Source organism: Acinetobacter sp. ACNIH1, from assembly GCF_002934695.1.
GTDB lineage: Bacteria > Pseudomonadota > Gammaproteobacteria > Pseudomonadales > Moraxellaceae > Acinetobacter > Acinetobacter variabilis.
Map to the genome: position 1 here is coordinate 3,275,834 of NZ_CP026420.1, position 14,365 is coordinate 3,290,198.

Below are 14,365 nucleotides of genomic sequence, written 5' to 3' on the forward strand. Positions count from 1 at the left end.
TAAAAAAGCGGCCTGACTCTAGGGTCATTTCAGAATATCTTCATCTATAAAATAAAGTTAAATAACTAATTAAAATGAGTTATTTAAGTCGATCCAATAATTCTGATGTGCTCATATAGCCACCGAGATAAAGTCCTTCAGAACTGTATACACCCGGGGTACCATTAACACCAATATTAAGACCCATTTGATATTGATCTTTCACAGGATTTTTACAAGTCGTTGGTGTGATAGATCCACCGGCAATGGCTTGATCGAAGGCTGCACGACGGTCAGAATTACACCAGATGGCTTCCATGGCAGGCATATGCTGCTCGCCACGTGGCCAGGCAATATAGCGTACTTCGATGCCTTTGCTGTTCATTTCATCCATCTGTTCATGGAATTTGTGACAATACGGACAGCTGACATCGGTAAAGACATAGATCACATGCTTGGTTTTGCCTTTGGCTGGATAAATCAGCAGGTCTTCCGCTTTAAGGTTTGCAAAGATTTTCTTGTTCACGTCAGATTGCAGGGTTTCACTGACATTGTGCAGCTCTTTATCACCAAGACGAATGACATCGCCCTGAATCAGATATTTACCGTCATTTGTCACATAGACGGGTGCCATACCTTCCAGGCTGACCCAAGACATGTTGGGTACTTCAGTGGTTTTAATACCCGTGATTTTTGCGTTAATGCCGGCTTTTTTGAAATGACCTTCTAGCGTGGAAATCAGGCGTTGCTGTGCATTACGTTCGCTAAGGTTAGAGGCTTCACCCGTTGCCGGTGCACTTGCTGTAAGCGTATCTTGCTTTTTATCTGAATTATTTGAATTGGAACATGCGCTCAGTCCCAGACCGGTAGCAAGCAGACAAGCGATAAAAATTTTGGTGCGGGCAAATGTCATAATAACCCTTTTTTTCTTGGACTAAAAACAGAGCATTAGCATAGCAAAAAAAGATAGAGCTACGTCAAACTTCTCAGTTTATTCTATTCAAATCAGCTCCTAAGCCCGTGGATGATGGGTTGCATGCAGTTGCTGCATTCTAACTTGTGCCACATGGGTATAGATCTGTGTGGTTGATAAATCACTGTGACCTAGCAACATTTGTACTACCCGTAAGTCAGCGCCATGATTAAGTAAATGCGTGGCGAAGGCATGGCGCAAAGTATGTGGAGACAGTTCAGCCTGAATTCCGGCTTGTAGTGCGTAGCGTTTAATGGCATACCAGAAATTCTGCCGGCTCATGATCCCACCATGCTGGGTGAGAAACAGATAATCAGTCGCTGTCTTATAAAGTTGCGGACGTGCTTCCTGTAAATATTTTTCTACCCATTCACAGGCCATCTGTCCCATCGGCACCAGACGTTCTTTATTGCCTTTACCGACAATACGCAAATAGCCCTGTTTTAAATTAATCAGATCCAGACGCAGATTAATCAGTTCCGTCACCCGTAAACCGCACGCATAAAGCACTTCAAACATGGCACGATCACGTAAACCAAGGGCAGTATTAATATCAGGTGCATGAATCAGTGCTTCGACATCAGCTTCAGACAGGTCTTTGGGCAGGGCACGGCCCAGTTTTGGTGTTTTATGGGCAGCGACCGGATTGTCACTCCGCAGTTTTTGTTCCCGCAGGAATTTATAAAAAGAACGTAAGGCGGACAAACATCGTGCAATTGAACGTGGACTTTTTTGCTGTTTGGTCAGTTCAATCAGCACATCGGAAATATCATCATGGTTCCATTCTGGTAAAGGTTTAACCAGACATTCAGCACACTGGATCAGATCAGACAAATAGGCATTTCGGGTATGAGGGCTCACTGTCTGGGCAATCAGATAATCACGAAAACCCTGTAAGTAACTGAAAGCTTCAGGAATCTGAACTGGACTAGGAATGCGAGGTTTGTTATTCAGCATGATGTTTAATGAAGATAATTTTTAAAAGCGAGAAGCCTGATTGCTATTCTCCACTCTAGTTTAATTTTATTGACATGTCGATGTGCTATACAGCCAAGAAGAAATGTAATTAATACTTATTTGTTAATTATTCTCATTTGTTTGTATACTGTACAAAAGTCTTAGGAATTTTCACGGTGCGTTTGTCTGATTTGAAAGCAAAACAAACTGCCATCATTCGAAAAGTTAATCGAACTACTGATGGTAAAGGCGCTTCCCACGATGTTGTGGCCAGTCGCTTGGAAACTTTAGGTTTTGTACCAGGGACTCAGGTACAAGTCATTACCAAAGGTATTTTTGGTGGGGATCCGATTCTTATTCAGGTAGGGTTTACGCGTTTTGCTTTACGAAAATCGGAAGCGGCCAAGATTGAAATTGAACAGGGAGCCGCGGCATGAGTGATACCTTACGTATTGCCCTTGTCGGTAACCCAAACTGCGGTAAAACTTCTTTATTCAACCATTTAACTGGATCCCGTCAAAAAGTCGGCAACTATGCCGGGGTTACGGTTGAACGTAAAGTCGGGAATTTTACGCTTCCTTCAGGCAAACCGGTACGTGTACTGGATCTGCCAGGTACTTATAGTCTGGATGCGACTAGCCCGGACGAAGAAATTACCCGTAATGTGGTTCAGGGTAAAATTGCAGAAGAAGGCCAGCAGGATACTTTCCTGTGCGTTGTAGATGCAACCAACCTAAAACTGCATCTGGGACTGGTACTGGAAATGATTCAGCTGGGTCGTCCAATGCTGGTGGTGCTGAACATGATGGATGAAGCACGCCGTCGTGGCATGCAGATTAATACTCAGAAACTGTCTGAACGCTTGGGTGTGCCGGTGGTTGAAACAGTAGCCGTGCGTACTTCAGGCATTGAAAACCTGAAAAATGCACTGGATAAAAACAAATTTTCTGCCCCGCAAACTGAACTCAGCGGTTTGAGTGGCGATCACCATCATCAGATTGCCAGCATTCTGAAAGATGTGGTGAATTATGCCGATCAGGAAGATAAACGTACTGATTTTCTGGACAAGATATTCCTGCATCCGGTATTGGGCCTGCTTAGCTTAGCCATTATGATGTTTGTGGTGTTTCAGGCGGTCTTTGCTTGGGCTGCGCCATTCATGGATGGGATTGAAACTTTCTTCGGCTGGTTGGGCGAGTACATGGGTGGACTGATCGCTCATCCTTTATTAAACAGCTTGGTGGTTGACGGGATTATTGCCGGCGCGGGTGGGGTAGTGGTCTTTCTGCCGCAGATTCTGATTCTGTTCTTCTTTATTCTGGTACTAGAAGAGTCCGGCTATTTACCACGTGCCGCCTTCCTGCTGGATAAATTGATGTTTAAGGCAGGTCTTTCGGGCCGAGCCTTTATTCCATTATTGTCCAGCTTTGCCTGTGCCGTACCGGGAATTATGGCTTCAAGAACGATTAGTGACCCACGTGATCGTCTGACCACGATATTTGTGGCACCACTGATGACCTGTTCGGCACGTCTGCCAGTATATGCCTTGTTGATTGCAGCCTTCATTCCTGAGCAAACCGTGTGGGGCTTCATGAACCTACAAGGTCTGGTGTTATTTGGTCTGTATATGGCCGGTATCCTGAGTGCTTTGATTGTTTCCTTTATTCTGAAATTTTTCCATAAGGACAAGTCTCAGCACATGCTGTTGATGGAGCTCCCAAGTTACCGTTTCCCGGATGTGAAAAACGTCTGGATTGGCCTATTGGATCGCGGCAAAATTTTCTTGAAGCGTGTCGGCGGCATCATCTTTGCATTATCTATTCTGCTATGGTTCCTGTGTACGTTCCCGCAGCCACCAGAAGGTGCAACTTTACCGGATATCGATTATTCCTTTGCCGGGATGCTGGGCCATGTAATGCAACCTATTTTTGCCCCATTGGGCTTTAACTGGCAGATCTGTATTGCACTGATTCCGGCGATGGCAGCGCGTGAAGTCGTTGTGGCAGCATTGGGTACGGTTTATGCCTTGTCTGCAGTTGATGAAGATGCCATGTCTGAGGGTCTGGCGGCACTGATTAGTGGCGGCGGTGATTTGGGCTGGTCGATCGCGACCGGCTTGTCTCTACTGGTCTGGTTTATTTATGCACCACATTGTCTGGCGACCTTAGCCACTGTGAAGCGTGAAACCGGTTCATGGAAAACGGTCAGCTTTATGACCTTCTACCTGTTTGGTTTGGCATATTTCATGTCATTCCTGACTTATCAAATTGCATCACATTATTTGGGTTAAACTGGCTGAAGGGAAACCTCGGCTCGATCTGACTGATCATGTGAATGGGAGATTGAGATGATTGAAATTCTGATTGTAGCGGTACTGGTTGTCTGGAGTGCGCTCGTGGTATTTAAAAAGGTATTTCCGAATACCTCACGCTCAGTCTTCCAGAAGCTGTCTGATACCTGTGCAGCCAAAGGCTGGCATACGCTGGCGAAATGGTTAAAACCGGCTATGGCCAGTGGTTGTGGTGGTAACTGTGCCTGTCCGGCATCGGAACAAAGCTCAAGTACAAAACCTAAAGCTCAGGCAGTGAAATGGAAGTAAACTTTCATTCTGTTTAAGAATAAAAACTGAGCATGCAAATGAGTAGGGAGCTTAGAAATAAGCTCCCTAATTTTTTATTTTTTAAAAACTTATTAATTTATCTAGGTGAAAAGAATCCACTATTTTTCTATATTATGAATGGAAGCGTTATCTGATTTTCCTTTCAAGTTATAGCTAGCATAGTCTTAACTTTTATTCCCATGATGGCTCCAATAAAAATTTATTAATTATTAAACCGATTAAAGATGAAGATTTAACGGTATTTTTTTACGCCCTGACACAAAAAATGCCAGAGAAAGTCAAAACAGAAAAAGCATTCAAAACAGCAAAGTGCTACCATTTCGTCAGTTTTAAAATAGACCAGAAAATGGGGCGAAAATGTTAATACAACGTGGTGGATTAAAAGTCGTTGCAGGACTCGGGATTTCAGGTGTTGCAGCGGTCAACTTCTTACATGACCAGGGCTACCGCGTTGCAGTAACGGACTCAAGAGCTACCCCACCAGGACATGACCAGATTCCTGCGGAAGTACAGACTAGTTTTGGCAAGTTTGACCAGAATCTGTTGCTCTCTGCCGAAGAAATTATCATCAGCCCGGGACTCGATCCAAAACTGCCTGAAATCCAGGCAGTACTAGATCAAGGTATTCCTGTGGTAAGTGAAATCCAGATTTTACGTCGTGCGACTGATAAGCCGATTGTGGCGATTACCGGTTCCAATGCCAAAAGTACCGTAACTACTTTAATCGGTCTGATGGCAGCGAATGCGGGTAAAAAAGTGGCGGTTGGGGGGAATCTTGGTCGTCCAGCACTGGATCTGACCAAAGATGATCCTGAACTGTATATTTTGGAGTTGTCGAGCTTCCAGTTAGAAACCACATCAAACTTGCAGGCTGAAGTGGCTGTTGTTCTGAATATGAGTGAAGACCATCTGGATCGTCATGGCGACATGATGGGTTATCACACCGCCAAACACCGTATTTTCCAAGGCGTGAAAAAAGTGGTGTTTAACCGTGATGATTCACTGACCCGTCCACTGGTTCCAGATGCAACACCGATGCAGAGCTTTGGTTTGAATGCACCGGACATCAACCAGTACGGTATTCTCAAAGATACGGATGGCACAATCTGGCTGGCACGTGGTCGTGAACGTCTGCTCAAAAGTTCCGGCATGTACATTCAAGGTACCCATAATGTGGCGAATGCCTTGGCTTGCTTAGCTTTAGGTGAAGCAATTGGCCTGCCAATGGACGTTATGCTGGATACGTTAAAAACCTTCAAAGGTTTGGAACATCGCTGCGAATTTGTTAAAGAAGTCAATGGGGTACGTTATTATAATGACTCCAAAGGAACCAATATTGGTGCAACACTGGCAGCACTTGATGGCTTGGGCATGGCAATCGAAGCTCAAGGTGGTAAAGTTGCCATTATTCTTGGCGGTCAGGGTAAAGGTCAGGATTTTACTGCCTTACGTGACTCATTATCTAAGTATGCAAAAGTAGCCGTATTGATTGGTGTGGACCACCCAATTATTGAAGAAGCGATTGCTGGTACGACTGAATTGATTCATGCGGAAAGCCTGCAGGAAGCAGTAGAAATTTGTCAGAAGCGCACTCAGGCACATGATGTCGTGTTATTGTCTCCTGCATGTGCAAGTTTTGACATGTTCTCCGGTTATCCGGAACGTGGTCGCAAGTTTGTGGCCTATGTGAATGAACTCAATTAAGAATAACAAGGATTCGTGATATGGCTGAGTTTGCTCAGACTGCGATCAATAAAATTAATCAATTTTATCAGCAGTGGGTACCTAAGCTGCCTGCTGAAGTTAATCCACGTAATGTGCTGATTTTTTGTGTACTGGCTTTGCTGTGCATCGGTTCGATCATGGTGGCCTCGGCATCGATGCCTTATGCGGAACGGATGCATGAAAATGCTTTCCACTATGTAACCCGGCATGCAATCTCGATTCTGGTTGCGGCAGGTGCAGCCTTTTTAGCCTATAAAGTTCCATTAAAAGTCTGGTTCAATAACACCTTCTTTTTATGGATTATTACCATTGTTTTGCTGGTCGCTGTACTCTTTGTCGGGACTGAGGTAAACGGTTCCAAGCGCTGGATCCGCGTAGCCGGTTTTACCTTACAGGCTTCTGAAGTCGCCAAGGTCATGATGGCGATTTTTACCGCTGACTATGTCGTGCGTCGTGCTGAAGAAGTCCGGAATAATATCAAGGGCTTGGTGCGATTAAGTGCCATTATGGGTGCAACCGTTGGCCTGATTATTCTTGAACCTGACTTAGGGGCAACAGTGGTAATTACCTTGACCATGCTCGGTGTATTCTTCCTGGCTGGTGCTCCCTGGATTCAGTTCGGTGTCGCTTTTATTACTTTATTGGGTGCGTTTGCTGCTGCGATTGCTCTGGAACCTTATCGTTTACAACGTCTACTGTCATTCTCGAATCCTTGGGAAGATCCGCTTGGTACCGGTTATCAGCTTTCCAATGCCTTGATGGCCTTTGGTCGTGGCGAATGGACGGGAGTAGGGCTAGGCCACAGTATCCAGAAAATGTCATATTTACCTGAAGCGCATACTGACTTTATGTTGGCGATCTTAGGGGAGGAATTTGGTTTCTTGGGTATTTCTACCATTCTGATTCTGTCTTTTACTGTGATGGTCTGCTGTATCCGGATTGGGCATCGTGCCTTGCAGCATCAGTACTTGCGTGCAGGTTATCTGGCTTATGGGATTAGTATCATTTTCCTGTTACAGATTCTGGTAAACGCTGGTATGAATATGGGCCTATTGCCAACCAAAGGTTTGACCCTGCCATTTATTAGTTATGGTGGTTCATCACTAATTGTCTGTGCGGTGATGATCAGTTTGATTCTGAAAATTGACTCGACGACTCAACAAGTTAATCCAAGTCGGGAAGAATCAAGCTTCTAGATTAGACGAGTGCTGTGGATCAGGCTGAGCATGGTCAAGTACTGTGCTCGGCATGACAGTTCCACAATTCAGGCAACGCACAAAAGCACTTTTTGCCTTAGAAAGTGGAATCAGCGGAATAAAAAATAAAGAAAAATAATTACGTTGCTGTTTTAGTTCATATCCAGAACGGGTTCGGCAGACTGGACAAAGAAACTGACTTTTCTCAATGACCTTGGTTTTCGGTCCTACACCAAAAATAAAAAACATTTTTATGGTTCTCACTCGCCTTTGTTATTGCTTTTAGCTTAAGTGAAAACCTGTTTTTATAAATAGTGACCTTGTAGCTCAGTTGTATGCGGAATACGGGAAATATTCCATTGTGCGACGGCTTGTTCGAGCATACGAGCAGGGCGATCCAGTTCTACGGGCGCCTGACAGAGGGCTTGAAGTGCTTGTTGCAAGAGCTGGGGAGCTTGATCAAGATCCAGTGCCTGGGCCAGATTTTGCTTGGACAGTTTCTGGCCCTGATCATTCATTGCCAGTGGTAAATGCATATAGCTTAAACGCGGATAACCCAGTAATTGACCTAGGTAAATCTGACGTTCCGTGTTGTCCAAAAGGTCTGCGCCACGGACTACATGGGTCATGCCTTGCAGATAGTCATCGACTACGACTGCCAGCTGATAATTTATGATGCCATCACGACGTTTTAAGACAAAATCGCCCAAGTCTTTTTTCAGCTGTGAGCAGTGTCGGCTTTGTAGACGGTCTTCAAAACAGATTTCAACATCTTCGACTTTGACCCGAATCGCCTGATGTTCAAAAGTCAGACCTAAGTCACGACAGGTGTCCTGATAAATATGATTGGAACCCAGCATTTTGCGGGTACATTGACAGGCATAGACCAGACCCTGCTGACGCAATTGCTGGATCACATTTTCGTAAATATCCAGACGATCTTTCTGATAAATGATTTCACCATCGGGCTCGAATTCAAAAGCATCCATGGCACGTAGAATATGTTCTTCGCTACTGGGATAAATTCGGGGGATGTCGGTATCTTCAATACGGACTAGCCAGCGCCCCTGATGGGCTTTGGCATCACAGTAGCTGGCGACTGTGGTAATGAGTGAACCAAAATGCAAAGGGCCGGTTGGCGATGGCGCGAACCGGCCCACGTAATTCTCTTCAGCTTTCCCTCCCTTTGATAAAGGGAGGGTCAGGGAGGGATTACTTAAAGACATACTTAACCGTTATTTTGCTTCTCTTTGATCTCTGCCAAAGTCTTGCAGTCGATACATAACGTTGCAGTTGGACGTGCTTCCAGACGGCGCAGACCAATCTCGATACCACAAGTTTCACAGAAACCGTAGTCATCATTTTTAATTGATTCGATAGATTGCTCGATTTTGCGGATCAGTTTACGTTCACGGTCACGAGTACGAAGTTCGATGGCAAATTCTTCTTCCTGAGTCGCACGGTCGTTTACATCAGGGAGTGCAGTGTTTTCGTCTTGCATCGTATTTAAAGTACGATCAACTTCTGACATCAGTTCAGCTTTCCATGCCATCAAAATTTGGCGGAAGTGTTCAAGCTGCCCTTCAGACATGTATTCTTCATTTTTTTTAGGTTGATAAGGTTCAATACCAAATAAGCTAGCAGTAGAACCACCCTCAGTCGTTTTCGGCTTAGATTTGCGCACACGTTTTGTAGGTTTTTCCTCTACAACATCAGTTTGTTCGTCTAAGACTTGATTTTGGTTGTCATTCGCCATTTAGGGCATTCCTCATCATATGCGTATGTAATACGCAAAAAATATGGTGATATGCAATTTTTATCCACCCTGTAGAAAGATTATCCTCCTACGGGGGTCGTCATCATATAGACTTTTTATGCTTTTTGATAGTCTTTGATGTCTGGATTATAGATATCACATTTCCTTTGGTTGCAATAAAGTAATTCAAAAAAAATAAAATGCAAAGTTAATAACCTGAAATTTCGGTATTAATATTTTGCTGGCTTAAGGCCACACGTTCGATATGTGTATCGAACTCCCCATTTTGTTTCAAATGTAATACACGATAGCCCGGGGCCGCCTGGTCTAGCGCGAATTCATCACTCTTGGGTTTGAACTGTACGCTGGTCGATGGTGTCGATAAAAACTGGATACCGTGCCATTCATTGCAGGAATCCTGATGCACATGACCAAACAGAACCAGCTTCACATTCTGGTGCCGGGCCAGTACATCTTTCAGATCTTCAGCATTCTTCAGTCGGTGCTGGTCAATCCAGTGCGACTTCATCGCAAAAGGATGATGATGGCAAGCCACAACCACATGCTGATTTCGGTATTCAAGCAATAATTGGTCCAGCTGTTGCAGTTGAGCCTGTTCTACCCAACCATCTATCCGATCCTGGACTGCACTATTCAGTAAAATCAGGGTCCAGCTGCCAAAATGAATCGCATGAGCCTGGTCTCGATCCTGATAAAAAGGGAAGATCTTAATGTCATCATGATTGCCCGGAATCTGATAATAGGGTATCTGGCAAGACTGAACATACTTTAAATAACGTGTATAGGTTTCTGCGACCGGCACCTGTGCCAGATCACCGGTATGTACTAAGGCATCCATTTCTGGAAAATTGTGCTGAATATGCTGCATGACTTCATGGAAGCTCTGCTCAGGATTCATATTCGCGAATTCCAGATTGGGCTGATCCATCAAGTGGGTATCAGAAATCTGGATAATGGTCCATTCTTGTGGCGATGCAGGATTGAATTGTTCCGATGTCATGTCTGCCCCCTTAAACCTGACGGGACAGCTTGTTGATGCTGTTGTAGCCATTGTAGCGCCATAATCACAGGCGCATTTCTGAGGCGACCATTACTCAGCAGGGTCGGAATATCGGCATAATCCAGAATGTGCAGCTGGATATTTTCCCCTTCATCCGGCATGCCAAAAACACCGCCTTCTTCAGGCAGTTCAGTCTGGGCGACATAAAGATGAAACAGTTCCGAGCAGGCACCGGCAGACGGATAGAAGCTGAAAAGATGCTGCAAGGAATCAACAGTGCAGCCTGATTCTTCGAAAGCTTCGCGGCGAATACAGGTCTCAGGCGTTTCATCGCCATCCAGTACACCGGCAATGACTTCTAGTTGCCATGGCGTATCCTGATCATCCAGCCCGCCAATACGGAACTGTTCAATCAAGCCGAATTTTTGCTGCTGATCATTATACAGTAGTACCCCAGCGGCTTCAGGACGATGGATGAGCTCACGCTGCAATGCAGGTGTATAAGATTCCTGATGGAAGACACGGTGACGTAACGTGACTTTTTCCACCTGAATAAATCCCCGATATAAAAACTCACGAGCCTCTATCCTAAAATCTTTTTTATTATAAGAGGCTTGTTTAATAATATTCATAACTCAGAAAAGGATGAAATAACTTATTTTTTTCATCCTATCTGAGATTTTTATGAAAACAACTGTTTTTTTTACAGTTTTACACCTTGTGGTACAATTTTTGACCAGAGTTGTGGAAATTGTCTTTCATCTGGTTGAGGCCGGCTTCAATCTCTGCCTGCGTTACAGCCGGGGTCTCATCAGCAGATAACTGGCTGGCATAATCCCGCACATTTTGCGTGATTTTCATTGAACAGAACTTCGGTCCGCACATCGAGCAGAAGTGAGCCGATTTATGCGCCGCTTTTGGCATGGTTTCATCATGCATGCTGCGTGCTGTGTCCGGATCCAGGCTCAGGTTAAACTGGTCTTCCCAGCGGAACTCAAAACGGGCTTTAGACAGGGCATTGTCACGGGCTTGAGCCCCTGGATGGCCTTTGGCCAAGTCGGCAGCATGTGCGGCAATCTTATAGGTAATGATGCCGTCTTTCACATCTTTCTTGTTCGGCAAGCCTAAATGTTCTTTCGGTGTCACGTAGCAAAGCATCGCAGTACCGTACCAGCCAATCATCGCGGCACCAATCGCCGAAGTAATGTGGTCATAACCCGGTGCGATATCTGTGGTTAATGGCCCAAGTGTATAAAAAGGGGCTTCTTTACAGACTTCCAGCTGCAGATCCATATTTTCCTTGATCATATGCATCGGTACATGCCCCGGACCTTCGATCATCACCTGAACATCATGTTCCCAGGCACGATGCGTTAGTTCACCCAAAGTGCGCAGTTCAGCAAATTGTGCTTCGTCATTGGCATCCTGAATACAGCCCGGACGTAAGCCATCCCCAAGACTGAAAGACACATCATATGCTTTCATAATTTCGCAGATTTCATCGAAATGGGTATAGAGGAAGTTTTCCTGATGATGCGCCAGACACCACTGGGCCATGATCGAACCACCACGTGACACAATACCAGTCAGACGATTCGCGGTCAGCGGTACATAACGCAATAACACACCGGCATGAATCGTGAAGTAATCCACGCCCTGTTCAGCCTGTTCAATCAAGGTATCTTTAAAGATTTCCCAGGTCAGGTCTTCAGCTACACCGTTAACTTTTTCTAGTGCCTGATAAATTGGTACGGTACCAATTGGCACTGGTGAGTTGCGAATAATCCATTCACGGGTTTCATGGATGTTTTGACCAGTCGACAGATCCATAATAGTGTCGGCACCCCAGCGGGTCGCCCAGGTCATTTTGGAGACTTCTTCTTCAATACTTGAACCTAGTGCGGAGTTCCCGATATTAGCATTGATTTTCACCAGGAAATTACGTCCGATAATCATCGGTTCCAGTTCAGGGTGATTGATATTGGCAGGAATAATGGCACGGCCTGCAGCGACTTCCTGACGGACAAATTCAGGCGTAATTTCCTGTAAATTTTTGGCACCAAAATTCTGTCCCGGATGCTGGCGCATATCGGTACCTTCCAGCTGACGCAAGTTTTCCCGAATCGCGATATATTCCATTTCCGGCGTAATAATGCCCTGTTTGGCATAGTGCATCTGGGTCACATTCTGGCCAAGTTTAGCCCGGCGTGGTTTCTGGATATGGGCAAAGCGGATATTGGCAGTACGGATATCGCGCAGACGTTGGCGACCAAACTCAGAACTTAAATCATCTAGCATTTCTGTGTCATTACGCTGTTCAATCCAGCCTTCACGCAGATTTGGCAGGCCTTTATTCAGATCAATTTCAACGTTTGGATCGGTATAAACCCCTGAAGTGTCATAGACCATCAACGGTGCATTATATTCACCGCCCAGACCAGTCGGGGTTTCGCTAAGAGAAATTTCCCGCATCGGCACCTGAATATCAGGACGTGAGCCTTGTAGATAGACTTTACGGGAAGCAGGCAGAATGCGGGTCAGATCACGCGCTTCCTGTTCGTGTGGAGTAAGGGGTGTTTCAGAAGAAAGATTCGTTAACTGGCTCATTGCAATGATCCTTATGAATGACATCAACGAATCAAGCACGACCAAAAACGTGGACAGAATTATCTGGGAGTAGATAAAACAAGGGTAGTCGTTTTTAGATGGCTTGATTCCTACGCAGGTATTAACCTGATCAGGTTCAACGGTACTCACTATCAAATGGCCGATAAGGCTGATTTAAGTGATCTCAGCGAGTTATTACTCGCGCTCCGTCAAGCGAGGCTAAATCTTAGCTTAGTTGGTATTTAAAAAATAGCTTTAAATTGGAAGGGGATGCTGATTTTTGGCTATCTCATAGATTTTTAAGAAAAGATTGTTTTAAAGACAGATGGCATCCTTAAAGCAGTCTTTACCGTAGTTCTGTGAGGGCGGGGTAACTTGGGCATAGAATAAAATCTGTTCAGTGCTGGAACGGTTACGATAATCCGCAGCTAAGGCACGCTGACGCTGTTCAGGATTCATATCCAGAAACTCTAAAAATAATTGTGCCTGTGTCGATAACTTGGATTTCTGACCACGCGCCAGACCGATAATAGTTTCCAGATGGCTGGTTTCTACGGAATAACGGTCACGATAATCCTCAGAGATTGGCGATTGCTCGCTGCCTCTAAACAGGAAATAAGTATATTGTTTCAGCAGATATTCGGCATCGCGCTGATAGCTACTTTTCGGATAGGTTTGCAGATAATCTTCCCAGAACAGAGCGCGAGCGGCAATATCGGCGGCTTCAAGCTGCAAGCGTTTTTCGACCAAAACCGGTTCCATATTCTGCTCAGCCAGATTCTCAATAAATACCTTTTCGGCAGCCGGTAAATACGGTGCAAAGATACGCGCCAAGTATTCCGGGCTACGACGATATTGCAGCGTGCCATTGCCCTGATCCAGCAGTTCTACATAGGCTTGACCTTTATGCTTCAATAAATACTGGTCGCGTGTGGTCAACTGTTCAAAGTGGCTTTGCTGAATAGTAGGATGCTGAGCCATATCTAAAGCATACTGTTCGAAAGCACGTTGCTGGAATTCGGTACGTTCCACATGCAGAAAGCGTTGATACATTTCGGTGGAACGCTGCATCAGGTGTTTCTGCTCGGCCAGTTCCATGAGTGGCAGACACACTTTAAGATCCTGATTAATCTGTTCCAGTGCAAAAGTGGTGCGCTGTTCATCAATCTGGGACATGTTTTTTTCAATATTTTCACACATGAGGGTGAAATCGTTCGCGGGAGATTGAACGGTTTTAACCTCGGCCTGTTCCATTTCAACCTGCGGTTCTGAGGATTGCTGGCATCCGCCTACGAACAGCAAACTGCTGAAAACAAAACAAACTTTGAATATCGAATGAATTCGCGTTAACACTATGCTTCAGGACTCTATATAGATGAAATCAGAAATAACTGCCTTACCGGGAGCTATATTGTATAGATCTAATTCAAGTTCTATGTGTAGTATTGTGAATGGCTTTGTTAAGCTAGGATGCGGGATGGGGAAAGTAGGAGGAATATTGAATAAAATCGTGGATCTATAAGAGAAAAGT

General features: G+C 44.9%; 14 protein-coding genes and 1 riboswitch. Of the genes, 5 read left to right on the top strand and 9 right to left on the bottom strand.

Translation table 11 applies throughout. From position 1 onward, the window contains the following. Positions 1-79: 79 nt before the first annotated feature. Together C3F22_RS15915 and xerD are read right to left on the bottom strand one after the other, a co-directional pair. A complete protein-coding gene (locus C3F22_RS15915) occupies positions 80-892 on the bottom strand; it encodes a DsbC family protein (RefSeq protein WP_034703409.1) in 813 nt (270 codons plus the stop codon). A 99-nt stretch (positions 893-991) separates the two neighbouring features. After that, positions 992-1,909, bottom strand: a complete 918-nt coding sequence (gene xerD / locus C3F22_RS15920) for a site-specific tyrosine recombinase XerD (RefSeq protein ID WP_104426957.1) — start codon at positions 1,907-1,909, stop codon at positions 992-994. A 176-nt stretch (positions 1,910-2,085) separates the two neighbouring features. Here xerD and C3F22_RS15925 point away from each other — a divergent pair, with 176 nt between their 5' ends. From C3F22_RS15925 to ftsW, 5 genes are all read left to right on the top strand, one after another. After that, positions 2,086-2,346 (top strand): FeoA family protein, encoded by a 261-nt coding sequence (locus C3F22_RS15925; protein WP_004787267.1) that lies wholly within the window; start codon positions 2,086-2,088, stop codon positions 2,344-2,346. Then, the gene (feoB, locus tag C3F22_RS15930; protein WP_004787264.1) at positions 2,343-4,199 is read left to right on the top strand and encodes a ferrous iron transporter B; all 1,857 of its coding nucleotides are present in this window, start codon (positions 2,343-2,345) and stop codon (positions 4,197-4,199) included. The genes C3F22_RS15925 and feoB overlap by 4 nt, the downstream gene beginning before the upstream one ends. A gap of 57 nt (positions 4,200-4,256) precedes the next feature. Next, the gene (locus C3F22_RS15935) at positions 4,257-4,508 is read left to right on the top strand and encodes a DUF6587 family protein (protein ID WP_034703404.1); all 252 of its coding nucleotides are present in this window, start codon (positions 4,257-4,259) and stop codon (positions 4,506-4,508) included. A 378-nt stretch (positions 4,509-4,886) separates the two neighbouring features. Beyond that, positions 4,887-6,233 carry a UDP-N-acetylmuramoyl-L-alanine--D-glutamate ligase gene (gene murD / locus C3F22_RS15940; RefSeq protein ID WP_104426958.1) on the top strand — a complete coding sequence of 449 codons (1,347 nt, stop codon included), beginning with the start codon at positions 4,887-4,889 and terminating at the stop codon, positions 6,231-6,233. A gap of 20 nt (positions 6,234-6,253) precedes the next feature. After that, positions 6,254-7,450, top strand: a complete 1,197-nt coding sequence (gene ftsW, locus C3F22_RS15945) for a putative lipid II flippase FtsW (RefSeq protein WP_004787257.1) — start codon at positions 6,254-6,256, stop codon at positions 7,448-7,450. On the opposite strand, the gene C3F22_RS15950 is transcribed toward ftsW, so the two are convergent. From C3F22_RS15950 to C3F22_RS15980, 7 genes are all read right to left on the bottom strand, one after another. Then, positions 7,439-7,699, bottom strand: a complete 261-nt coding sequence (locus tag C3F22_RS15950) for a zinc ribbon domain-containing protein (RefSeq protein ID WP_104426959.1) — start codon at positions 7,697-7,699, stop codon at positions 7,439-7,441. The two genes, ftsW and C3F22_RS15950, sit on opposite strands and share 12 nt — an antisense overlap. 56 nt (positions 7,700-7,755) lie before the next feature. Next, positions 7,756-8,676 (bottom strand): tRNA glutamyl-Q(34) synthetase GluQRS, encoded by a 921-nt coding sequence (gene gluQRS / locus C3F22_RS15955; RefSeq protein ID WP_104426960.1) that lies wholly within the window; start codon positions 8,674-8,676, stop codon positions 7,756-7,758. A 2-nt stretch (positions 8,677-8,678) separates the two neighbouring features. Next, positions 8,679-9,206: an RNA polymerase-binding protein DksA gene (gene dksA, locus C3F22_RS15960; protein ID WP_104426961.1), complete on the bottom strand. Its 528-nt coding sequence runs from the start codon at positions 9,204-9,206 to the stop codon at positions 8,679-8,681. Positions 9,207-9,414: 208 nt separating this feature from the next. Further along, the gene (locus tag C3F22_RS15965; protein ID WP_004787250.1) at positions 9,415-10,227 is read right to left on the bottom strand and encodes a metallophosphoesterase; all 813 of its coding nucleotides are present in this window, start codon (positions 10,225-10,227) and stop codon (positions 9,415-9,417) included. Continuing rightward, entirely contained in the window at positions 10,224-10,859 is a 636-nt protein-coding gene (locus C3F22_RS15970; protein WP_104426962.1) for an NUDIX domain-containing protein, read from the bottom strand. The genes C3F22_RS15965 and C3F22_RS15970 overlap by 4 nt, the downstream gene beginning before the upstream one ends. 79 nt (positions 10,860-10,938) lie before the next feature. Next, entirely contained in the window at positions 10,939-12,834 is a 1,896-nt protein-coding gene (gene thiC / locus C3F22_RS15975) for a phosphomethylpyrimidine synthase ThiC (protein ID WP_104426963.1), read from the bottom strand. 90 nt (positions 12,835-12,924) lie between these two features. Next, a riboswitch (TPP riboswitch) is annotated at positions 12,925-13,053 on the bottom strand. Between the two features lie 96 nt (positions 13,054-13,149). Next, the gene (locus tag C3F22_RS15980) at positions 13,150-14,187 is read right to left on the bottom strand and encodes a hypothetical protein (protein WP_104426964.1); all 1,038 of its coding nucleotides are present in this window, start codon (positions 14,185-14,187) and stop codon (positions 13,150-13,152) included. Positions 14,188-14,365 lie beyond the last annotated feature (178 nt).

Excerpts from the sequence above, each read along its gene's own strand:
- C3F22_RS15915 (WP_034703409.1), bottom strand. The coding sequence starts at position 892 with ATGACATTTGCCCGCACCAAAATTTTTATCGCTTGTCTGCTTGCTACC.
- xerD (WP_104426957.1), bottom strand. The coding sequence starts at position 1,909 with ATGCTGAATAACAAACCTCGCATTCCTAGTCCAGTTCAGATTCCTGAA.
- feoB (WP_004787264.1), top strand. The coding sequence starts at position 2,343 with ATGAGTGATACCTTACGTATTGCCCTTGTCGGTAACCCAAACTGCGGT.
- C3F22_RS15935 (WP_034703404.1), top strand. The coding sequence starts at position 4,257 with ATGATTGAAATTCTGATTGTAGCGGTACTGGTTGTCTGGAGTGCGCTC.
- murD (WP_104426958.1), top strand. The coding sequence starts at position 4,887 with ATGTTAATACAACGTGGTGGATTAAAAGTCGTTGCAGGACTCGGGATT.
- ftsW (WP_004787257.1), top strand. The coding sequence starts at position 6,254 with ATGGCTGAGTTTGCTCAGACTGCGATCAATAAAATTAATCAATTTTAT.
- C3F22_RS15950 (WP_104426959.1), bottom strand. The coding sequence starts at position 7,699 with ATGTTTTTTATTTTTGGTGTAGGACCGAAAACCAAGGTCATTGAGAAA.
- gluQRS (WP_104426960.1), bottom strand. The coding sequence starts at position 8,676 with ATGTCTTTAAGTAATCCCTCCCTGACCCTCCCTTTATCAAAGGGAGGG.
- dksA (WP_104426961.1), bottom strand. The coding sequence starts at position 9,206 with ATGGCGAATGACAACCAAAATCAAGTCTTAGACGAACAAACTGATGTT.
- C3F22_RS15965 (WP_004787250.1), bottom strand. The coding sequence starts at position 10,227 with ATGACATCGGAACAATTCAATCCTGCATCGCCACAAGAATGGACCATT.
- C3F22_RS15970 (WP_104426962.1), bottom strand. The coding sequence starts at position 10,859 with ATGAATATTATTAAACAAGCCTCTTATAATAAAAAAGATTTTAGGATA.
- thiC (WP_104426963.1), bottom strand. The coding sequence starts at position 12,834 with ATGAGCCAGTTAACGAATCTTTCTTCTGAAACACCCCTTACTCCACAC.